The sequence below is a fragment of the Spirillospora sp. NPDC048911 genome, from assembly GCF_043198015.1.
In the GTDB taxonomy this organism is placed as follows: domain Bacteria; phylum Actinomycetota; class Actinomycetes; order Streptosporangiales; family Streptosporangiaceae; genus Spirillospora.
Map to the genome: position 1 here is coordinate 282,442 of NZ_JBICUD010000003.1, position 19,317 is coordinate 301,758.

Consider the following 19,317-nt stretch of genomic DNA (forward strand, 5'->3'; position numbering starts at 1 on the left):
GGCCGGGGCGCGCGCTATCTACATATGAAAACACGGTCTGCTAATGTAGCTGATCACTGGAGTCGATCGTGTTGTGAGGTGGCGCGCCCATGCCGAACCCGTCCCCGTCCGCTCGCCAGCGGATCGCCGAGGTCACGATCACTCCGGTCGCCTTCCGGGACCTTCCGCTGCTCAACACCGTCGGCGTGCACGAGCCGTACGCCATCCGCGCGATCGTCGAGGTCCGCACCGACGAGGGACTGACCGGACTCGGCGAGACCTACGCCGACACCGAGCATCTGGCCCGGCTGCGGCGCGCCGCCGAGGAGATCACGGGGACGGACGTCTGGGACCTGAACGAGCTGACCCGCCGGGTCAGGGTGAGCCTGGCCGGGGACGCGGGGACGGGCGGCCACGGCATGGCCGGGATGGTCACCAACAGCAGCACCGCCGACGCCGTGCTCTCCCCGTTCGAGGTGGCCTGCCTGGACGTCCAGGGGCAGGCGACCGGGCTGCCGGTCAGCGCGCTGCTCGGCGGGGCCGTCCGCGACCGGGTCGACTACTCGGCGTACCTGTTCTACAAGTGGGCGGAGCATCCCGGCCAGGAGCCCGATGAGTGGGGTGCCGCGCTCGATCCGGACGGGATCGTCGCGCAGGCCCGGCGGATGATCGACGCCTACGGGTTCTCCGCGATCAAGCTCAAGGGCGGGGTGTTCCCGCCCGAGGAGGAGATCGAGGCCGTCCGGGCGTTGCGCAGGGCGTTCCCTGACCACCCGCTGCGGATCGACCCGAACGGCGCCTGGACGGTCGAGACCTCGATCCGGGTCGGACAGGAGCTGGACGGCGTCCTGGAGTACCTGGAGGACCCGACCGCCGGCGTGGAGGGGATGGCGGAGGTCGCCCGCAAGGTCCCGATGCCGCTGGCCACCAACATGTGCGTGGTGAGCTTCGCCGACATCGAGCCGGCCGTGAAGCGGGACGCGGTGGGGGTCGTGCTGTCCGATCACCATTTCTGGGGTGGTCTGACGCGGTCGCGGCTGCTGGCGGGGATCTGCGAGACGTTCGGGCTGGGCATGTCGATGCACTCCAACTCCCATCTCGGCATCAGCCTCGCCGCGATGACCCACCTGGCGGCCGCGTCGCCGAGCCTCACCTACGCGTGCGACACCCATTGGCCGTGGAAGGACGAGGACGTGATCGTCGAGGGGGCGCTCACGTTCGAGGAGGGGGCTCTGGCTGTTCCGGCGGGGCCCGGGCTCGGTGTCACGCTGGACCGCGACCGGCTCGCCCTGCTGCACGAGCAGTACGTGCGGTGCGGGCTGCGCGACCGCGACGACACCGGCTACATGCAGCGGATCGACCCGTCGTACGAGCTGAAGCAGCCCCGCTGGTGAGGGTCCTGGTCACCGATCCGATCATCAGCCGGTTCGCGTCGCTGCTGGCGCCGGACGGCGGGCACGAGGTGGTGCTCGCCGCCGGCCGCCCGGACGAGGAGATCGTCGCGGCGCTGCCCGGCACGGAGGTGCTGGTCTGCTCGCGGATGACCGAGGCGATGGCGTGCGCGGCCGGGCCGGAGCTGCGGCTGGTGCAGTGCACGGGCGCCGGGTACGAGCGCATCGCGATCGACGTGCTCCCGCGCGGCACGGCGGTGTGCAACACCTTCCATCACGGGCGCTCCATCGCCGAGCACGTGGCGATGGTCATGCTCATGCTGTCCCGGCGGGTGCTGCGAAGGGACCGGCTGGTCCGGGACGGCGTCTGGGAGTCGGTCAGCGTCGATCCCGGGCTGCCGCTCGGCGACACCCTGGCGGGCCGCACGGTCGGGCTGCTCGGGCTCGGCGAGACGGGACGCGAGGTGGCCCGGCTGGCGGCGGTGCTCGGCATGCGCGTGCAGGCGATGCGCCGCGATCCTTCGGCACCCCTGGAGGACGGCCTGCGGCTCGACCGCGTGCTGCCGCCGGACGGGCTGCACGAGCTGCTCGCGTCCTCGGACGCCGTCGTGGTGACCGTCCCGCTGAACGAGCACACCCGGGGCCTGATCGGCGCCGCCGAGCTGGACCTGATGCGGCCGGACGCCTTCCTGATCAATGTGGCGCGCGGTCCGGTCGTGGACGAGCAAGCCCTGTACGAGGCGCTCGCCGCCGGCCGGATCGGCGGGGCGGGGATCGACGTGTGGTGGCCCGGCGAGGGCGGGACGGGGCGCGGCGGCAGCACGATGCCGTTCGAGAAGCTCGACAACGTCGTGCTGACGCCGCACAACTCCGGTCACACGGTGGAGACGTTCCAGAGCCGCGCCCGCGACATCGCCGCGAACATCGCGGCCCTCGCCGAGGGCCGCCCCCTCCGCAATCTCATCCGCTGACGCGGACGGCCGGTTCCAGCGGGAAGTGGCAGGCGGCCTGGTGGGGGTCGCCCGCCAAGGGCTCCGGCGCGGTCGTCGCGCAGATGTCGGCGGCCTTCCAGCAGCGGGTGCGGAACCGGCAGCCCGACGGCGGGTCGAGCGGCGACGGCACCTCGCCCTCCAGCAGGATCCGCTCCCGCTGGACGCCCGAGTCGTCCAGTTCGGGCGCGGCGGACAGCAGCGCGGCGGTGTACGGGTGGCGCGGCGCCTCGAAGACCTCCTCGGCCGTCCCCGTCTCGACGATCCGCCCGAGGTACATCACGGCCACCCGGTCGGCGACGTGCCGGACCACCGACAGGTCGTGCGAGATGAACACGTACGACACCCCGAGCTCGCGCTGCAGCTCGTCCAGCAGGTTGAGGACCTGCGCCTGCACCGACAGGTCCAGCGCCGACACCGGCTCGTCACAGACGATCACCTCCGGGCCGAGCGCCAGCGCGCGGGCGATGCCGATGCGCTGGCGCTGCCCGCCGGAGAACTCCTGCGGGTAGCGGCCGGCGTCGCCGGCCCGCAGCCCGACCAGGTCGAGCAGCTCCAGGACCCGCTTCCGCCGGTCCTCGCGGGCGGGCACGACGTCGCGGTGCGTCTTCCAGGGCTCGGCGATGATCTCCGCGGCCGTCATCCTCGGGTTGAGGGAGGCGAACGGGTCCTGGAAGACCATCTGGACGCGGCGCCGCCAGGCCAGCAGCTCCTTGCCCTTGAGGGTGAACGGGTCGACGCCGTCGAACCGCAGCGTGCCCTCGTCGGGGCGTTCCAGCATGAGCAGCAGGCGGGCCAGCGTCGACTTGCCGCAGCCGGACTCGCCGACCAGGCCGAGCGTCTCGCCGCGGCCGAGCGTCAGGTCGATGCCGTCGAGGGCGCGCAGCCGGTTCTTGCCGTCCTTGTTCTTCGGCACGTGGAAGGTCTTGGCCAGGCCACGCGCCTCGATCACATTGGTCGTCGTGTCAGGCCGCGTCGGGTCAGGCATGGGCCGGCTCCTTGGTCGCGAAGTGGCAGGCGGCGGCGCGGCCGGGCGCGGTCGCGGCGAGGTCCGGCCGGTCGGTGCGGCAGACGTCCGCGACCATCGGGCAGCGGGCCTGGAACGCGCACCCGGCCGGGATGGCGTGCAGCTCGGGCGGGCCGCCCTTGATCGAACGCAGCTCCTCGCCGCGGCCCACCTTCGCCGGGACCGACTCGAGCAGCCCCCGGGTGTAGGGGTGGCGCGGGTCGGCGAAGACCTCCTTGACCGGGCCGGTCTCCACGACCCGGCCCGCGTACATCACCGCGACGTGGTCGGCGTGCTCGGCGACCACCGCCAGGTCGTGGGTGATGAGGACGACCGCCATGTCGCGCTCGGTGCGCAGCTCCCGCAGCAGCTCCATGATCTGCGCCTGGACGGTCACGTCCAGCGCGGTGGTCGGCTCGTCGGCCAGCAGCACGTCGGGGTCGAGCGCCACGGCCATCGCGATGAGGAGCCGCTGCCGCATGCCGCCGGAGAACTGGTGCGGGTAGGCCGACAACCGCGCCTTCGGGTCGGGGATGCCGACCCGTTCCATCAGCTCGGCCGCCTTGGCGAGGGCGTCCTTGCGCGACAGCTTGCGGTGGATCCGGAACGGCTCGGCGAGCTGGGCGCCGACCGTCTGCACCGGGTTGAGCGCGGTGAGCGCGTCCTGGAAGACGATGGACAGCCGCGGCCCGGCGAGCTTGCGGCGCGCGGCGCGGTCCAGGGTCAGCACGTCGGTGCCGGCGAGCCGGACCGAACCGCCGGTCACGCTCGCGACCGGGTCGAGCAGCCCGGCGATCGCCTGGGCGGTCATGCTCTTGCCGCAGCCGGACTCGCCGAGCAGCGCGAGGGTCTCGCCGGACCGCACGGCGAAGCCGACGCCGTCCACGGCGTGCACCTCCCCGTGCCGGGTCCGCAGCTCGACCGACAGGCCGTCGACCTCCAGGGCCGGCGGGCTTGATGCGGTTGAAGCACTCACTGGGTCACCTCCGGGAGGGCGGGCGCGGAACGGCGGCCCCGGCGGCCGCGCGGCAGCGCCAGCCGCCACCGCTGGGCGGGGTCGGTGGCCAGCCGGAACCAGGAGGCCAGCAGGGTGGCCGAGACCGTGGTGATGACGATGGCGAGGCCAGGGAAGACGGCGGTCCACCAGGCGGTCTGCAGGTACTGGCGGCCCTGCGCGACCATCAGGCCCCAGCTGACGTCGGGCGGCTGGATGCCGATGCCGAGGAAGCTCAGCGACGACTCGGCCAGCATCACGAAGCAGAAGTCGACCGTCGCCACGGTGAGCAGGGTCGGCGCGACGACCGGCGCGACATGCCGGACGATCACCGCCCCGGACCGGGTGCCGAACGTGCGCGCCGCGTCCACGAACAGCCGCCCGCGCAGCTCGGCCGCCTCGGCGCGGGCGGTGCGCAGGTAGACCGGGATGCGGGCGACGGCCAGCACCGCGACGATGTTGGCGGCGCTGGGCGAGAAGATGTAGAGCACGACGACCGCGAGCAGCAGCGACGGGAAGCTGAGGATGATGTCGGCGATCCGCATCGACACGTTCTCCCGCCAGCCCCGGTGGTAGCCGGCCCACATGCCCCACGCCCCGCCGACGATCAGCGAGATCAGCACGGCCGGGACGGCCACCGAGAGGCTGGTGCCGCCCGCGACCATCAGGCGGGCCAGCACGCTGCGCCCGAGGGCGTCGCTGCCGAGGACGAACTCCCAGCCGTTGCCGAAGCCGGGCGGGGTGTTGGTGGCGCGCAGGTTCTGCTTGGTGTCGAGGTCGCCGATGAGAAACTGGCCGACGGTGGTGGCCAGCACCACCAGCAGCAGCACGACGGCGGCGGCCGTGGCCACCCGGTCGCGCAGCAGCAGCGTCCACCAGCGGACGCGTCCCGCCGCGGGGCGTCCGCCCTCAGGCGGGGCGGCGGTGTCGAGGGTCGCCGTCATGGCCTCTCCGCCCTTCTCTCGAGGGCCCTTCTGTGACACGGTCATGCCGTCACCGCCTGCCGGACGCGGGAGTCGAGCAGGGCGTGGACCAGGTCGACGAGGATGTTGAGCGCGAAGATCGTCACCGCGGTGATCAGCACGGCGGCCTGCAGGACGGCGAAGTCGCGCTGCAGGATCGAGTCGATCATCAGCTTGCCGATGCCCGGCCAGCCGAAGATCGTCTCGACCACGACGGCGCCGTTGACCAGGCCCACGGTGAGGTCGCCGGCGACGGTCAGCACGGGCGGCGCGGCGTTGCGCAGCGCGTGCCCGAACACCACCCGCCGCTCGCTCGCGCCCTTGCTGCGCGCGACCTTCACGTACGGCGCCGACAGCGCCGACACCATCGAGCCGCGCACCACCTGCACCAGGACGCCGAACGGGCGGATCAGCAGCGTGAGCAGCGGCAGCACCCACACCTCGGGGCCGCCGACGACGCCGGAGGTGGGCAGCCAGCCCAGCGTCACCGCGAACACCAGCACGCCCATGATCGCGAACCAGAAGTCGGGCATGCTCGCGGCGGCCATCGACAGCAGGCCCGAGAGCCGGTCGGCGAGCGAGTTGGGCTTGTAGGCGGCCCAGCTTCCGATGAGCACGGCCCCGACGATGGCCAGCAGCATCGTCGCCCCGGCCAGCTGGAGCGTGGCGGGGAACGCGCGCAGCGCCATTCCGGCGGCGTCCTGCCCGGTGCGGAGCGACTCGCCGAAGTCGAGCGTGAACAGCCCTTCGAGGTAGTCCCACAGCTGCTCGATCATCGGCTTGTCGAACCCGTTGCGGGCCAGGAAGTCCTCCCGCATCTGCGGCGTCGCGCTGAGCGGCAGGTAGAGCTTGGCGGGGTCGCCGGTGAGCCGGGCGAGGCAGAACACGCCCAGGATCACCACGACCAGGGGCACGGCGCTGGAGACGACGCGCCTGCGGACGAAGGTCAGCATGGCCGCTCCCGCAGCGTCCCTGCTCCCTCACGGGGCTGCTTCATCAGGCACTCCCTCATTCGGCCGGGTGGATTTCGGCGAGCCGCAGCTCGTCGGTGGACGCGGAGTTCGGCTTGTACCGCACGTTGCTCGCGATGCCGATCATGCCGCGCATGTGCGCGATGTGCGCGTACTGCACGACGTTCTCGTTCTGGTAGGCCAGCACCTTCCCGAAGGCGGGACCGCGCTCGGCGCCGGTCTTCGCGCCGGCCTCGGCGATCATCTTGTCCAGCTCGGGCGTGCCGTACTGGCTCTGCGGGCCGTCGCTCTTCAGGTACTGGCTGGTGGTGAAGGCGGCGTCGCCGGCCTGGTTGCCGTGCATGATCAGCAGCAGCGTGGGGCCGGCGTCGCGGACGAACGGGCGCAGCTGGTACTCCAGGTGCGCGGCGGTGTCCAGCATCTTGATCTTGACGTTGAGCCCCGCCTGGCTGAGCGCCTCCTGCATCACCTCGGCGGTCTCGGCGACCTTGGGGAACTGCGCGGTACGCGCGATCAGAGTGATCGGAGTGCGCACCGGCACCCCGGCGGCCGCGGCCTCGGCCACCAGCGCCTTGGCCTTGACCGGGTCGTACGGCCAGGCCTTGATCGACGGATCGTGGCCGACCACGCCGGCCGCGACCAGCTGCCCGGCGGGCTCGCCGAGCTTGAGGAACAGCGACTCGACGATCCCGTTCTTGTCGATCGCGTAGTTGACGGCGCGGCGCACCCGGATGTCGTTGAGGGGAGGGACGTTGGCGTCGATCCGCAGCGCGGTGGTCTCGTTGTTGGGGAAGGGGACGCCGAGGTCGCCGGCCCCGTCCTCGGGGCCGAGCCCGACGGCGATCCCGGCCTCGCCGCTGGCCACCATGGCGGCGCGGATGCTGTTCTCGGTGCGCCAGACGTACCGGACGGCCGGATAGTCGGGCTTCGCGCCCCAGTAGCCGTCGAACCGGTCGAGCCGGAGGCTGATGCCGCTGTCCCAGTCGGCGACCTTGTACGGGCCGGTGCCGACGGGCTCGCGGACCTTCGACTTGGTGTTGGTCCCGGTGGGGACGATCTCCAGGAACGAGAGCCGCAGCGGCAGGATCGGATCCGGATCCTTGGTCTTGACGGTGAGCGTCCTGGCGTCGGGCGCCGACACCTCCAGCTTGCTGTCGGCGAAGACGTAGCCGTCGACGTTGCAGCCCAGCTTGGAGCCGACCGCGCGGGTGATGGAGAACGCGGCGTCCTCGGCGTCGAACGGCGTGCCGTCGTGGAAGCGCACGCCCTCGCGGATCGTGAACGTCCAGGTGTGGTCGTCGGTGGCCTTCCACCCGGTCGCGAGCAGCGGCTTCAGCGCCCCCGAGGTCGGGTCGCGCTCGACGAGCGGCTCGGTGATGTTGGAGCGCACCACGATGCCGGTCGAGGTCAGCGAGGACTCGCACGGTTCGAGGGTGGGCGGCTCCTGCTGCAGCGCGATCTGCAGCGCGCCGTCGGCGCCGCCGGTCAGCGAGTCGCTGTTGGCGACGGTGCAGCCGCTGCCGGCGACCAGGCCGGCCAGGAGGACCAGGGCCAGGGCCGCCTTGCGCGGCGAGGAACGGGGTGGGAATGCGGGCATGGCCTCTCCAGACAGGGCGTGTCGAGAGCCCGAGACGCGGGGCCGTGAACGAGCGGGCGATCCACGGACGGTCGTCTACGAGTAGGAAAGTCATCTCTATGGGTAGACGGACCTTAGAGTCACCGATCTTTTGACGTCAAGGGTCACTGACGAAGAGGGGTGCTCGGGCCGCCGATCAGCGGCCGACCAGGGAAAGGAGGGCGTGCAGGGCGGGCGCGTCGTTGCCGGTGCGCCAGACGGAGTGCACCTCCACAAGATCAGGAGCGAGCCCGGCCACGTCCACGAACTCCAGGTTCGGCAGGCGCAGCACCGACGCCGAACGCGGCACCAGCGCCGCTCCCACACCCGCGTCCACCAGCGCCAGAAGGCTGTGCACCTGCGCCATCTGCTGGACGTAGCGAGGCTCCACGCCCGCCTCCCGGAAGACCGTGATCACCAGCTCGTACAGGTAGCGCGCCTCGACCGGCGCGTAGGTGACCAGGTCGTGCGCGGCGATGTCGGCCAGCCGGGGCGCGCGGCCGAGCGCGGTGAGCGGATGCCCGCGCGGCACCGCGAGCACCAGCGGCTCGGCGAAGACCCGGCGCGCGCTCAGCACGTCCGACCGGGGCACGCCGCGCGCCAGCCCCACGTCGAGCTCGCCCGCGAGCAGCGCGTCCACCTGGGCGCGGGTGACCATCTCGGTCAGCACCAGATCGACATCCGGCAGATGCTCGCGGGCGGCGGCGATCCACTGCCCGAGCATGGCCAGCGCCGACATGGCCGTGAACGCGATCCGCACCGTGCCTGCCGTGCCCTGCGCGCTGCGCCGCGCCACCAGCACCGCCGCGTCCGCCTGGCTCAGCAGCCGCCGCGCCTCGGCGAGGAAGGCCCGGCCGGCCGGCGTGGGCGCCGCCCCGTGCGCGCTGCGCTCCAGGAGCACGACGCCCACGGCCCGTTCGAGCTTCTGGATCTGGCGGCTGAGCGGCGGCTGGGTCATCCGCAGCCGCTCCGCGGCCCGCCCGAAATGCCCCTCTTCGGCGACGGCAACGAAGCCGCGCAGCTGGTCCAGGGTGTACATGCACGAAAGGTATCAGCGCATGCCAAATACAACTTGGACAGGCATCATGCCCGGTCCTTAGCCTGATCGCGTATCACGGAGCCCCCCGACCTTGGAGTCAGAGCAGATGACGCGATTCACCCACGACGAGCTGAGGTCAGTGCTCGGCGCCGGGCTGCTGTCGTTCCCGGTGACCCACCTGACGGCCGACCTCGCCTTCGACGAGCGGGCGTACCGCGAGCACATCGACTGGCTGTCGGACCGCCCCGCCGCCGGGCTGTTCGCGGCGGGCGGCACCGGCGAGTTCTTCTCCCTGACCCCCGCCGAGGTCGGCCAGGTCGTGCGCGCGGCGGTCGGCGCGGCTCCCGACGGGATGCCGATCATCGCGCCCGCCGGGTACGGCACCGCCCTGGCCTGCGAGCTGGCCAAGGACGCCGAGGCCGCCGGGGCCGACGCGGTCCTGCTGCTGCCGCCCTACCTCACCGAGGCGAGCCAGGACGGCCTGGCCGCCCACGTCCGCGCGGTCTGCGCCGCGACCTCGCTGGGCGTGATCGTCTACCACCGCGCCAACGCCGCGTACACCGTGGAGACCGTGGCCCGGCTCGCCGACGAGTGCCCGAACCTGATCGGCTTCAAGGACGGCGTCGGCGACATCGAGCTGATGTCCCGCCTGTACGCCACCCTCGGCGACTCGCTGCTGTACGTCGGCGGGCTGCCCACCGCCGAGACCTACGCGCTCCCCTACCTTGAGCTCGGCGTCACCACCTACTCCTCGGCGATGTTCAACTTCGTCCCGGACTTCGCGCTCGACTTCTACAACGCGGTCCAGGAACGCGACCGCGCCGGGGTGTACGGCAGGCTCGCCGAGTTCGTGCTCCCCTATCTCGACATCCGGAACCGGTCCGCCGGGTACGCGGTGTCGATCGTCAAGGCGGGCATGACCGCGATCGGGCGGTCCGCCGGCCCGGTCCGGCCGCCGCTCACCGACCTCACCGGGAGCGAGCTGGCCGACCTCACCGACCTGATCAAGAAGGTGAGCAAGTGACCGCGGGCGAACTGCGCGGCGTCGACCCGCGCACCGGCGAGCGACTCGAACCGGCCTACCCCGTCGCGGACCGGGACGAGATCGACCGGGCCTGCGCCCTCGCCTGGGACGCGTTCGGCACCTACCGCGCGACCGGCCTGAAGGTGCGCGCCGCGTTCCTGGACACCATCGCCGACCGGATCGAGGCGCTCGGCGACACCCTCGTCGACCGCGTCATGGCCGAGACCGGGCTCCCCCGCGCCCGCGTCGAGGGCGAGCGCGCCCGGACCACCGGGCAGCTGCGGCTGTTCGCGTCCGTCGTCCGGGACGGCGCCTGGCTCGGCGTCCGGATCGACCCCGCGCTTCCGGACCGCACCCCGCTGCCGCGGCCGGACCTGCGCCAGCGGCGCGTCCCCTTGGGTCCGGTCGCGGTGTTCGCCGCCAGCAACTTCCCGCTGGCGTTCTCGGTGGCGGGCGGCGACACCGCCTCCGCGCTCGCCGCCGGGGCCCCGGTCGTGGTCAAGGCCCACCCGGCGCATCCGGGCACGAGCGAGCTGGTCGGCCAAGCCGTCCGCGAGGCCGTCGCGGAGCACGGGCTGCCCGAGGGCACCTTCGCCGTCCTGCACGGCCATGGCCATGACCTCGGCACCCGGCTGGTCACCGACCCGCGCATCCGGGCCGTCGGGTTCACCGGGTCGCGGGGCGGCGGGCTGTCGCTCGTCGCGGCCGCCGCGGCCCGTCCCGTGCCGATCCCGGTGTACGCGGAGATGTCCAGCGTCAACCCGGTGTTCCTGCTGCCCGGTGCCCTCCGTGACAAGGGGGCCGAGCTGGGCGAGGCCTTCACGGCCTCCCTCACCACCGGCGCCGGCCAGCTCTGCACCAGCCCCGGCCTCGTCTTCGCCCTCGAAGGCGACGGCCTCGACGCCTTCGTGGACGCGGCGTCCACCGCCGTCGGCGCCGCTCCGGCCGCGCCCATGCTCACCACCGGCATCCGGGACGCCTACGACGCCGGAGCCGTCCGGACGGCGAGCACACCGGGAGTCACCACGCTCGCTCAGGGCCCCGAGGATCCCGGGATCGCCGTCGCGGGTCAGCCCCGCCTCTTCCTGACCGACGACGAGACGTTCCTGACCCACTCGTTCCTCCAGGACGAGGTCTTCGGCGCCGCCTCGCTGATCGTGCGGGTGCGCGACCGGGACCGGCTCGACGCGATCGTCCAGTCGCTCGAAGGCCAGCTGACCGCGACCCTCCACCTCGCGCCGGACGACGCCGGCGACCACGCCCTGGCCGCCGGGCTCCTTCCCGAGCTCGAACTGCTCGCCGGGCGAGTGATCGTCAACGGCTGGCCCACCGGCGTCGAGGTCAGCGGGGCGATGGTGCACGGCGGTCCGTTCCCCGCCACCTCCGCGCCCGCCACCACCTCGGTCGGCACCCGGGCGATCGAGCGTTTCCTGCGCCCGGTCGCCTACCAGAACGTCCCGGCCGCCCTGCTCCCCGAGGACCTGCGCGACGGCGCGGCGGGAAGCCCGGCATGACCGGATCCCCGCTCGTCACCGAGCTGCGCGTCGTGCCCGTCGCGGGCCGCGACAGCATGCTGCTCAACCTCAGCGGCGCGCACGCCCCGTTCTTCACCCGCAACGTCGTCCTGCTCACCGACTCCGACGGCCGGGTCGGCGTCGGCGAGGTGCCGGGCGGGGAGGCGATCACCCGCACCCTGGAGGAGTCACGGGACCTGGTCCTCGGCCGTCCGGTCGCCGCGTACAACGGCGTCCTGGAGTCGGTGCGGCGGCGGTTCGCCCACCGCGACGCCGCCGGGCGCGGCGCGCAGACCTTCGACCTGCGCACCACCGTGCACGTCGTGACCGCCTTGGAGTCGGCGCTGCTCGACCTGCTCGGGCAGTACCTGGAGGTGCCGGTCGCGGACCTGCTCGGCTCGGGGCGGCGGCGCGACCGCGTTCCGGTGCTCGGCTACCTCTTCTTCATCGGCGACCGGAACCGCACCGACCTTGACTACAGGGAGCGGGAGGACGGCGACGACTGGTTCCGGCTGCGGAACGAGGAGGCGATGACGCCCGAGGCGATCGTCGCCCTCGCCGAGGCAGCCCAGGCCCGGTACGGCTTCGCCGACTTCAAGCTGAAGGGCGGCGTGCTGCCCGGCACGGACGAGGCCGCCGCCGTCACCGCGCTGGCCGAACGGTTCCCCCGTGCCCGCGTCACCCTCGACCCGAACGGCGCCTGGTCGCTGGCCGAGGCGATCGAGCTGGCCCGCGACGGCGGCTTGCGCGACGTGCTCGCCTACGCCGAGGACCCGTGCGGTGCCGAGGGCGGCTACTCGGCGCGCGAGGTGATGGCCGAGTTCAAGCGCGCGACCGGGCTGCGCACCGCCACCAACATGATCGCGACGGACTGGCGCGAGCTGGGCCACGCGATCACCGCGGGCGCGGTCGACATCCCGCTCGCCGACCCGCACTTCTGGACGATGGACGGCTCGGTGCGGGTCGCGCAGCTCTGCGACGCGTGGGGCCTGACCTGGGGCTCGCACTCCAACAACCACTTCGACATCTCGCTGGCGATGTTCACCCACGTGGCCGCCGCCGCGCCCGGCGACATCACCGCGATCGACACGCACTGGATCTGGCAGGACGGCCAGCGCCTGACCACCGCCCCGTACGAGATCGCGGACGGGCACCTCGCCGTGCCCGACCGGCCGGGTCTCGGGGTAGAAGTGGACCATGAGCGCCTCGACGAGGCGCACCGGCTTTACCTGGCCGAGGGGCTGGGCGGGCGGGACGACGCGGCGGCCATGCGGTACCTCGTGCCGGGCTGGACGTTCGATCCCCGCCGCCCGGCTCTCGACCGCGACTGACGAACGAAGGAATGAGAAGACCCTTGGACCGTGTGCTGCAGGTCGGACCGCTCCTGCCGTCCCTCCACCGGAACCTGCGCGAGCGGTACGACGCCGTGCTGCTCGACGACCAGCCGGCCGGCTATCTCGACCGGCACGGCGCCGACTTCGCGGCCGTGGTCACCACGGCCCGGATCGGGGTGGACCGGGCGCTGATGGACCGGCTCCCCCGGCTCCGGGTGATCGTCAACTTCGGGGTCGGGTACGACACCACCGACATCGCCGCCGCGGCCGAGCGCGGGATCGCGGTCAGCAACACCCCCGACGTGCTCACCGACTGCGTCGCCGACACCGCCGTCGGCGGCCTGATCGACGTGATGCGCCGGTTCGCGGCGGCCGACCGGTTCGTGCGGCGCGGCGACTGGACCCGCGGCACCTATCCCCTGGCCACCAAGGTCTCCGGCAAGCGGATCGGGATCCTCGGGCTCGGCCGGATCGGGCGGGCCATCGCGCGCCGGTTGGAGGGCTTCGACACCGAGATCTCCTACCACTCGCGGCGGCCGGTCGACGGCGTCCCCTACGCCTACGCCGAGTCGCCGGAGAAGCTCGCGGCCTGGAGCGACGCACTGATCGTCGCGACCTCGGGTGGCGCGGGCACGCGCGGTCTGGTGTCGGCGGCGGTCCTGGAGGCGCTCGGCCCGGCCGGATACCTGGTGAACGTGGCGCGCGGCAGCGTCGTGGACGAGCCCGCGCTGGTCGCGGCGCTGACCGGCGAGCGGCTCGCGGGCGCGGCCCTCGACGTGTTCGCCGACGAGCCGAACGTGCCGCCCGCCCTGCTCGACCTCGACTCGGTGCTGCTCCTGCCGCACATCGCGAGCGCCACGCACGAGACGCGCGAGGCGATGGGCGACCTTGCCTTCCGCAACCTGGAGCACTTCCTGAACGAGGGCAGCCTGATCACTCCGATTCCCGAGGGGTAGGACGGACGAGGCCGTGGTCGTAGGCGAAGACCACGGCCTGGATCCGGTCGCGCAGGCCGAGCTTGGCCAGGATGCGCTTGACGTGCGTCTTGGCCGTGGCCTCCGCGACGTGGATCTCGCGGGCGATCTCCGCGTTCGACAACCCCCGCGCCAGGTGCAGCAGCACCTGGTGTTCGCGCCCGGTGAGCCGGTCGAGCCGCCGCCGGACCCGCGGGCCCGGCGGCGGGGGCGAGGTGCGCGCGAACTCCGCCAGCAGCCGCCGTGTCACCGAGGCGCCCAGCAGGCCGTCTCCCCCGGCCACCGTCCGGACGCCCTCGATCAGGGTCTCCGGCGGTGTCCGCTTGAGCAGGAACCCGCTGGCCCCCGCCCGGACGGCCGCGAAGACGTACTCGTCCAGCTCGAACGTGGTCAGGACGAGCACCCGCGACGGCGTCCCCAGCGCGGTGATCTCGGCGGTCGCGGTGACGCCGTCCATGATGGGCATCCGGACGTCCATGAGGACGACGTCGGGCTCCAGCACGCGGGCCAGCCGGACGGCCTCCGCGCCGTCGGCGGCCTCGCCGGCGACGGTGATGTCGGGCTGGGTGCCGAGCATCATGCGCAGCCCGCCGCGCATGAGCTCCTCGTCGTCGGCGAGCAGCACCCTGATCACGCGAGCCGTCCCGGGATCCGGGCGTCGACCCGCCAGCCGCCGGCCGGGCCGGGTCCCGCCTGGAAGGTGCCGCCGAGCCGCTGGACACGTTCCCGCATGCCGTTCAGGCCGCGGCCCGGCGCGGGTGGCCCGGTGGCGGTCCCGTCATCGGCGACCTCGATCACGATGCCCTCCTCCGTACGGGACAGGCGCACGCGCACGGTCGTGGCGGAGGCGTGCCGGACGACGTTCGTCAGCGACTCCTGGACGACCCGGTGGACCGCCCGGCCGACCGGGTCGGTCACGTCCTCAAGGTCACCGTCCACGGTCAGCCCGGCCCGCAGATGCGCGGGCAGCCCGGCGACGAGGCGGCCCACCGAGACGGGCAGATCCAGGGACTCACCGTCCTCCAGAAGGCCGAGAACCTGGTCGAGATCGTCCATCGCGGTGCGCCCGACCTCCTCGATCTGCCCGAGCGAGGCCCGGATCTCCGCGCGGTCGTCGCCGAGGGCGAGCCGCGCCGCCCCGGCGTGGGTCACCATGACGGTCACCGCGTGCCCGACGGCGTCGTGAAGCTCGCGCGCGAGCCGGGCACGCTCCTCCGATAGGACGCGCCGCCGGTCGGCCCGCGCCCGTTCGGCCTCGTGCTCGCGGATCGCCCGCGCCGCCTCCCAGCGCGACCGCCCCGAGTCGCCGGCGAGCCAGGCGCCGCCGTGCAGGATCGCGCCGAGCGCCAGCGCCTGGTAGCTCTCGGCCGCCAGGCCCGCCAGCGCTGCCACGACCGGCAGCGCCATCGACTGGAGGGACGCGGACCGCGGCCGGGTCTGCGCGACCATCGTCAGGCTCAGCGCCGTCGCCGCGGACAGGTTGGTGAGCGGGTGATCCGCCACGGCCACCGCCACGGTGGCCGTGGCGGCGCCGAAGAGCGCGGTCGCCGGGGCGAACCTGCGGCACGCGATCGCCACGAACCATACGACCGCGGCGATCCGGACCACGGCCGGTCCGTGCAGCACCGACGCGGTGACGTCGGACGGCCCGACGGGGATGGTCGCCGACACGTAGGCGACGAAAACGTCCACGGCGACCCAGCGCCACCTGCGGTCGGCCGCCCGGTCCGGCCGCCATCGATCAAGGTCCACGACGATCAGCGTACGGACCGGCGCCGCTCCCGCCATCGCCCGCGCGAAGGGCCGCCCGTACCCCTGGAGGGGTACGAAGTGCGTGCCCGCCGGGGGACGATCACGGCGCCCCGCCGTTCCTACGTTTCGGGGCATGACACTGAAGCGCATCGCCGGATGGTCACTGGTCACGATCGCGGTCCTCCTCGCCATCCCCCTCGCCGCCCTCTCGTTCGTCCTCACCGTCGCCGCCGGGGCGCCCATCCCGGTCGCCATGGCGAGCGGCCTGATCGCGACGATGTCCTGCTGCGCGGCGCTGACCGGCCTGGGAGCGCGCCTGGCCGTGCGCCGCCGCCGCTTGCTGACCCTGCTCGTCACGGGCGGCGTCACCACCGCCGTGGTGATCACCTCCGCGCTGACGATCTTCCGTCCGCTCGGCTACGCCCCGACCCCGCTGCCATCGCAGGCGACCCGTTACTGGGACCTGCCGACCGGCTCCCGCATCGCGTACACCTTCACCCCTGGCATGGGACGGCGCTCCCCCACTCCCGTGGTCCGCCTGCACGGCGGCCCCGGGACGCCCGGAGCGGGGCCCGACGAGCTCGACCGCGAGCTGACCGCGCGCGGCTTCGACGTCTACACCTACGACCAGCTCGGCTCGGGCCGGTCGCAGCGGCTGGCCGATCCCACCGGCTACACCGTCGCCCGGCAGCTCGCCGATCTGGAGGCCGTCCGCCGCGAGATCAACGCGGCCCGGCTGATCCTGGTGGGCAGTTCGTGGGGCGCCACCCTCGGCGCCCAGTACATGGCGGCCCACCCGGCGAACGTCGCCAAGGTCGTGTTCACCTCGCCCGGCGCACTGTGGGCGCCCGCATGGGAGAAGAAGGGAGAAGGTGACATCTGGGACAGGCTGACTCCGGCGCAGCGCGAGCGCATGGACGAACTGGAGGCGAGCCCGCGCCTCATCGCCTGGTCCGTCCTGATGGGCGTCAGCCCGCGCGCCGCGCACTCCCTCGTCCCGGACGGCGAGATCGATCCCCTTTTCGACGAACTCCTGTCGACCGTGGGCTCGGCCGCCACCTGTGATCCAGGCCGCCCGCTCCACGAGGCGTCCTCGCGCGCGGGCTTCTACGCCAACCAGCTGACCTCCGACGACGCCCTCAAGGTCCCCGACCCGCGCCCGGCGCTCCGCGCCAACCGCACCCCCGCCCTGATCCTGCGGGGGCAGTGCGACTACAAGCGCCCGGAGATCGCCGGCGACTACCGCGACGCCCTCCCCGGCGCGACCCTCCTGCAGATCCCGAACGCGGGCCACGTCATCGAGGCGGAGCAGCCGGCGCTCTACCGGGCCGCCGTCATCGCGTTCCTCACCGGCCGCCCCCTCCCGCGCGTGGCCTGACCCGCGCGTGGCCTGACCCGTACGAAGCGACCCTCGACGATGGCAGTAAAACCAGCAAATTTGGCAGTGCCGCCGCTCACATGCCGAGCGACCGAAATGCCAGACTGCCCGAGCCCATCCATGTAGTGAGAACGAGGAGACTCATGCGACGCATCGTCATGGCACTGGTGACGGCGGGTCTGATCAGCGCGGGGGTCGCCGCCCTCGCCGCCCCGCCCGCGGCCGCCGACGACACCGGCCCGGTCCGGATCACCAACCGCGACTTCTGACGTTCCCCGCCATGGGAGGGCGCCCGCTGCGGGGCGGGCGTCCTCCCACCCGCAACACGGGAGCACCGACGTCTCGATGGTGGGGATAATGAGTGAGATGAGGACGATCGGGCTTGCGAACGGCACGACCATGGGCTTCCGTTCCGTCGTGGCGTACGCGCCGGAGGGCATGAGCACCCTGGGCTTCGGCCTGGCCGTCAAGACCTTCTCCGGCCGTACCCAGCTCGGGGTCTCGTGCTTCGACTTCGAGGTCGCCACCGACGCGCCCGGTCCGGTGCGGACGGACCTCGGCCTGGTCCAGCACGTGGAGCACGGCCTCGACCGGCTCACCAGAGCCGATCTCATCCTGCTCCTTCCCGGCGAGAACTTTCCCGTCCCGACGCCCGCCGCGACCGCCGCGCTCCGGGCCGCCCACCGGCGCGGCGCGATCATCGCCGCGTTCTGCGGCGGCTCCTACCTGCTGGCCGGCACCGGGCTGCTCGACGGCCTGCGCGCCACCACGCACTGGAGCCTGGCCGCCGCCTTCGCCGCCCGCTTCCCCGCGGTCGAGACCGTCTCCGACGCCCTGTACGTGGACGAGGGGCAGATCGTGACGGGCGCGGGCGCCGCCGCCGGCCTCGACATGTTCCTGCACCTGCTGCGGCGCGAGCACGGGTCGTCGGTGGCCAACATGGTCGCGCGGGACGTCGTGGCCTCGCCCCACCGCATCGGTGACCAGCCGCAGTACGTCCACTCGCCCGTCCCCGCCCACGACGACGACGCGCGGATCACGGCGGTGCTCGCCTGGGCCGGGGAGAACCTGCGGCAGCCCCTGTCGGTGGAGGACCTCGCGGCACGGGCGCTCATGAGCCCGCGCACCTTCGCCCGCCGGTTCAAGACCATCACCGGCACCACGCCGCACGCCTGGCTCCTCAACCAGCGGCTCAACCATGCCGAAGAGCTCCTGGAGAGGACCGACCTGAGCATCCAGGAGATCGCCCAGCAGGCGGGTTACCGCAACACCACCGTCCTGCGCGAGCAGTTCGTCAAGCGCCGCGGCATGCCGCCCCGGGCCTATCGCAGCACCTTGGACCGCACCTGCACGGACTGCACCGAGCCGGCGGGCCGCTGAGAGGTGGACGCCGAGACGCGGGCCAGGGTGCGGAAGGGCAGCATGCTGCGCACCGCAGCTCTACTGCTGTGCCCCGGCTGGGACCTGCTCCGCGACCGGTTCCAGGCCGTGGAGATGCTGCGCGCCGCGGGGATCCCCGATGCCGTCTACGGCGTCCAGGACGCCAAGCCTCCCGCGGCCGCCGACGAGCTGCCGCAGCTGATCCAGCGCGACGGCCGCTGGACGGTGGGGGTGTCGGAGCGGGGCACGTTCTCCGGACGCGCGTTCGACAGCGAGGCACTGGCCGCGCAGAGGCTCGTCCAGTGGGTCGTCTTCTCCACCGTGGTCTCGATGGGCGGCGAGGGCATCGAGCCGCACATCGTCCCCGCCTACCGCGACGCCGTCCGCCGCGCCCTGGCCGAGGTCAGCTGAGGAACAGGGCCGCGAGCCCGGGGAGCCGTCGGTGCATCTCCTCGTCGTCCTCAACGTCCCAAGTCTCGCCGAGCGGCCGCTCGGGACGTTCCATCGCCTTGACCGCCGCCTCGACCGCCGCGTCGAACGAATCGGTCTCCCCCCGCGCCGTCTTGTAGGCGTCCCTGATCAGGTAGCTCAGCGACTCGTAGCCGATCCAGCCCTTCTCGTCGCGGCCCATGCTCGCGACCACGGGCAACTCCGCGAGGGAGTCGGGGTCGGCCACCGCGCGGGTGAACGTGTCGCGCCCCAAGAGCATCAGGCCGTCCCGGAAGTCCATGAACCCGTCGTCACCACAGCCGCCCTCGATCAGGTAGGCCGCGTTCCACAGCGGATACAGGTAGGCCGAATCCGTGATCTCGACATGCTTCACATAGAAGTCGATGATCTCCGGCGGCTCAAGCTCGCTCAGCGCGGCGGTCAGCGCCCCGGGCAGCGGATCATCCGCGGAATCACGGTCGTCGGCCCGGTCCCCCACCGCGGCCCGCGCCCCGTCCACCAGTCCCCACCAGCCATCGATCTCCATGCCGGTGATCTTACGGAGGTCATGACGCGGCCGCCCCAT

The 19,317-nt window shown here is 72.8% G+C and carries 19 protein-coding genes; 10 read left to right on the top strand and 9 right to left on the bottom strand.

All coding sequences use genetic code 11. The annotated features are described in order from the left end of the window. Window positions 1–89 precede the first annotated feature (89 nt). Together ACGFNU_RS15465 and ACGFNU_RS15470 are read left to right on the top strand one after the other, a co-directional pair. Window positions 90–1,373, top strand: coding sequence for a glucarate dehydratase family protein (locus ACGFNU_RS15465; RefSeq protein ID WP_392593959.1), 1,284 nt, complete (start codon window positions 90–92; stop codon window positions 1,371–1,373). After that, window positions 1,370–2,341, top strand: a complete 972-nt coding sequence (locus ACGFNU_RS15470; RefSeq protein WP_392593961.1) for a 2-hydroxyacid dehydrogenase — start codon at window positions 1,370–1,372, stop codon at window positions 2,339–2,341. The genes ACGFNU_RS15465 and ACGFNU_RS15470 overlap by 4 nt, the downstream gene beginning before the upstream one ends. On the opposite strand, the gene ACGFNU_RS15475 is transcribed toward ACGFNU_RS15470, so the two are convergent. The 6 genes from ACGFNU_RS15475 to ACGFNU_RS15500 all read right to left on the bottom strand — a co-directional run bounded on the left by ACGFNU_RS15475 (window position 2,331) and on the right by ACGFNU_RS15500 (window position 8,946). Next, window positions 2,331–3,347 carry an ABC transporter ATP-binding protein gene (locus tag ACGFNU_RS15475; protein ID WP_392593963.1) on the bottom strand — a complete coding sequence of 339 codons (1,017 nt, stop codon included), beginning with the start codon at window positions 3,345–3,347 and terminating at the stop codon, window positions 2,331–2,333. The genes ACGFNU_RS15470 and ACGFNU_RS15475 overlap by 11 nt on opposite strands. After that, window positions 3,340–4,341, bottom strand: coding sequence for an ABC transporter ATP-binding protein (locus ACGFNU_RS15480; RefSeq protein WP_392593965.1), 1,002 nt, complete (start codon window positions 4,339–4,341; stop codon window positions 3,340–3,342). Before ACGFNU_RS15480 ends, ACGFNU_RS15475 begins: the two co-directional genes overlap by 8 nt. Next, window positions 4,338–5,303 carry an ABC transporter permease gene (locus ACGFNU_RS15485; protein WP_392593967.1) on the bottom strand — a complete coding sequence of 322 codons (966 nt, stop codon included), beginning with the start codon at window positions 5,301–5,303 and terminating at the stop codon, window positions 4,338–4,340. Before ACGFNU_RS15485 ends, ACGFNU_RS15480 begins: the two co-directional genes overlap by 4 nt. 41 nt (window positions 5,304–5,344) lie before the next feature. Further along, the gene (locus ACGFNU_RS15490; protein ID WP_392593968.1) at window positions 5,345–6,274 is read right to left on the bottom strand and encodes an ABC transporter permease; all 930 of its coding nucleotides are present in this window, start codon (window positions 6,272–6,274) and stop codon (window positions 5,345–5,347) included. Between the two features lie 55 nt (window positions 6,275–6,329). Next, entirely contained in the window at window positions 6,330–7,889 is a 1,560-nt protein-coding gene (locus tag ACGFNU_RS15495) for an ABC transporter substrate-binding protein (RefSeq protein ID WP_392593970.1), read from the bottom strand. Between the two features lie 175 nt (window positions 7,890–8,064). Then, window positions 8,065–8,946, bottom strand: a complete 882-nt coding sequence (locus tag ACGFNU_RS15500; RefSeq protein WP_392593972.1) for a LysR family transcriptional regulator — start codon at window positions 8,944–8,946, stop codon at window positions 8,065–8,067. Window positions 8,947–9,052: 106 nt separating this feature from the next. On the opposite strand from ACGFNU_RS15500, the gene kdgD reads away from it, so the two are divergent. Genes kdgD through ACGFNU_RS15520 form a run of 4 tightly spaced genes read left to right on the top strand, consistent with a single transcriptional unit; the run spans window position 9,053 to window position 13,774 of the window. Then, window positions 9,053–9,970, top strand: a complete 918-nt coding sequence (gene kdgD, locus ACGFNU_RS15505) for a 5-dehydro-4-deoxyglucarate dehydratase (protein WP_392593974.1) — start codon at window positions 9,053–9,055, stop codon at window positions 9,968–9,970. After that, window positions 9,967–11,484, top strand: coding sequence for an aldehyde dehydrogenase (NADP(+)) (locus tag ACGFNU_RS15510; protein WP_392593976.1), 1,518 nt, complete (start codon window positions 9,967–9,969; stop codon window positions 11,482–11,484). The genes kdgD and ACGFNU_RS15510 overlap by 4 nt, the downstream gene beginning before the upstream one ends. Then, window positions 11,481–12,815 (top strand): enolase C-terminal domain-like protein, encoded by a 1,335-nt coding sequence (locus tag ACGFNU_RS15515; protein ID WP_392593978.1) that lies wholly within the window; start codon window positions 11,481–11,483, stop codon window positions 12,813–12,815. The genes ACGFNU_RS15510 and ACGFNU_RS15515 overlap by 4 nt, the downstream gene beginning before the upstream one ends. A gap of 32 nt (window positions 12,816–12,847) precedes the next feature. After that, a complete protein-coding gene (locus ACGFNU_RS15520) occupies window positions 12,848–13,774 on the top strand; it encodes a 2-hydroxyacid dehydrogenase (RefSeq protein WP_392594905.1) in 927 nt (308 codons plus the stop codon). Here the strand turns inward: ACGFNU_RS15520 and ACGFNU_RS15525 are convergent. Further along, window positions 13,752–14,426, bottom strand: a complete 675-nt coding sequence (locus tag ACGFNU_RS15525) for a response regulator (protein ID WP_392593979.1) — start codon at window positions 14,424–14,426, stop codon at window positions 13,752–13,754. The two genes, ACGFNU_RS15520 and ACGFNU_RS15525, sit on opposite strands and share 23 nt — an antisense overlap. Next, window positions 14,423–15,544, bottom strand: coding sequence for a sensor histidine kinase (locus tag ACGFNU_RS15530; protein ID WP_392593981.1), 1,122 nt, complete (start codon window positions 15,542–15,544; stop codon window positions 14,423–14,425). Before ACGFNU_RS15530 ends, ACGFNU_RS15525 begins: the two co-directional genes overlap by 4 nt. Before the next feature lie 133 nt (window positions 15,545–15,677). On the opposite strand from ACGFNU_RS15530, the gene ACGFNU_RS15535 reads away from it, so the two are divergent. The 4 genes from ACGFNU_RS15535 (at window position 15,678) to ACGFNU_RS15550 (ending at window position 18,713) form a co-directional block, all read left to right on the top strand. Continuing rightward, window positions 15,678–16,922, top strand: a complete 1,245-nt coding sequence (locus ACGFNU_RS15535; RefSeq protein WP_392593983.1) for an alpha/beta fold hydrolase — start codon at window positions 15,678–15,680, stop codon at window positions 16,920–16,922. Window positions 16,923–17,065: 143 nt separating this feature from the next. Next, entirely contained in the window at window positions 17,066–17,191 is a 126-nt protein-coding gene (locus ACGFNU_RS15540) for a hypothetical protein (protein WP_392593985.1), read from the top strand. A gap of 88 nt (window positions 17,192–17,279) precedes the next feature. Continuing rightward, window positions 17,280–18,302: a GlxA family transcriptional regulator gene (locus ACGFNU_RS15545; protein WP_392593986.1), complete on the top strand. Its 1,023-nt coding sequence runs from the start codon at window positions 17,280–17,282 to the stop codon at window positions 18,300–18,302. Window positions 18,303–18,344: 42 nt separating this feature from the next. Beyond that, complete coding sequence (locus ACGFNU_RS15550) at window positions 18,345–18,713, top strand: hypothetical protein (protein WP_392593988.1); 369 nt, start codon at window positions 18,345–18,347, stop codon at window positions 18,711–18,713. Here the strand turns inward: ACGFNU_RS15550 and ACGFNU_RS15555 are convergent. Then, complete coding sequence (locus ACGFNU_RS15555; RefSeq protein ID WP_392593990.1) at window positions 18,706–19,278, bottom strand: DUF4240 domain-containing protein; 573 nt, start codon at window positions 19,276–19,278, stop codon at window positions 18,706–18,708. The two genes, ACGFNU_RS15550 and ACGFNU_RS15555, sit on opposite strands and share 8 nt — an antisense overlap. Between the last annotated feature and the right edge of the window lie 39 nt (window positions 19,279–19,317).

Coding starts and splice junctions, on each gene's coding strand:
- ACGFNU_RS15465 (WP_392593959.1), top strand. CDS start 90: ATGCCGAACCCGTCCCCGTCCGCTCGCCAGCGGATCGCCGAGGTCACG.
- ACGFNU_RS15475 (WP_392593963.1), bottom strand. CDS start 3,347: ATGCCTGACCCGACGCGGCCTGACACGACGACCAATGTGATCGAGGCG.
- ACGFNU_RS15485 (WP_392593967.1), bottom strand. CDS start 5,303: ATGACGGCGACCCTCGACACCGCCGCCCCGCCTGAGGGCGGACGCCCC.
- ACGFNU_RS15490 (WP_392593968.1), bottom strand. CDS start 6,274: ATGCTGACCTTCGTCCGCAGGCGCGTCGTCTCCAGCGCCGTGCCCCTG.
- ACGFNU_RS15495 (WP_392593970.1), bottom strand. CDS start 7,889: ATGCCCGCATTCCCACCCCGTTCCTCGCCGCGCAAGGCGGCCCTGGCC.
- ACGFNU_RS15500 (WP_392593972.1), bottom strand. CDS start 8,946: ATGTACACCCTGGACCAGCTGCGCGGCTTCGTTGCCGTCGCCGAAGAG.
- kdgD (WP_392593974.1), top strand. CDS start 9,053: ATGACGCGATTCACCCACGACGAGCTGAGGTCAGTGCTCGGCGCCGGG.
- ACGFNU_RS15515 (WP_392593978.1), top strand. CDS start 11,481: ATGACCGGATCCCCGCTCGTCACCGAGCTGCGCGTCGTGCCCGTCGCG.
- ACGFNU_RS15535 (WP_392593983.1), top strand. CDS start 15,678: ATGACACTGAAGCGCATCGCCGGATGGTCACTGGTCACGATCGCGGTC.
- ACGFNU_RS15540 (WP_392593985.1), top strand. CDS start 17,066: ATGCGACGCATCGTCATGGCACTGGTGACGGCGGGTCTGATCAGCGCG.
- ACGFNU_RS15545 (WP_392593986.1), top strand. CDS start 17,280: ATGAGTGAGATGAGGACGATCGGGCTTGCGAACGGCACGACCATGGGC.
- ACGFNU_RS15550 (WP_392593988.1), top strand. CDS start 18,345: ATGCTGCGCACCGCAGCTCTACTGCTGTGCCCCGGCTGGGACCTGCTC.
- ACGFNU_RS15555 (WP_392593990.1), bottom strand. CDS start 19,278: ATGGAGATCGATGGCTGGTGGGGACTGGTGGACGGGGCGCGGGCCGCG.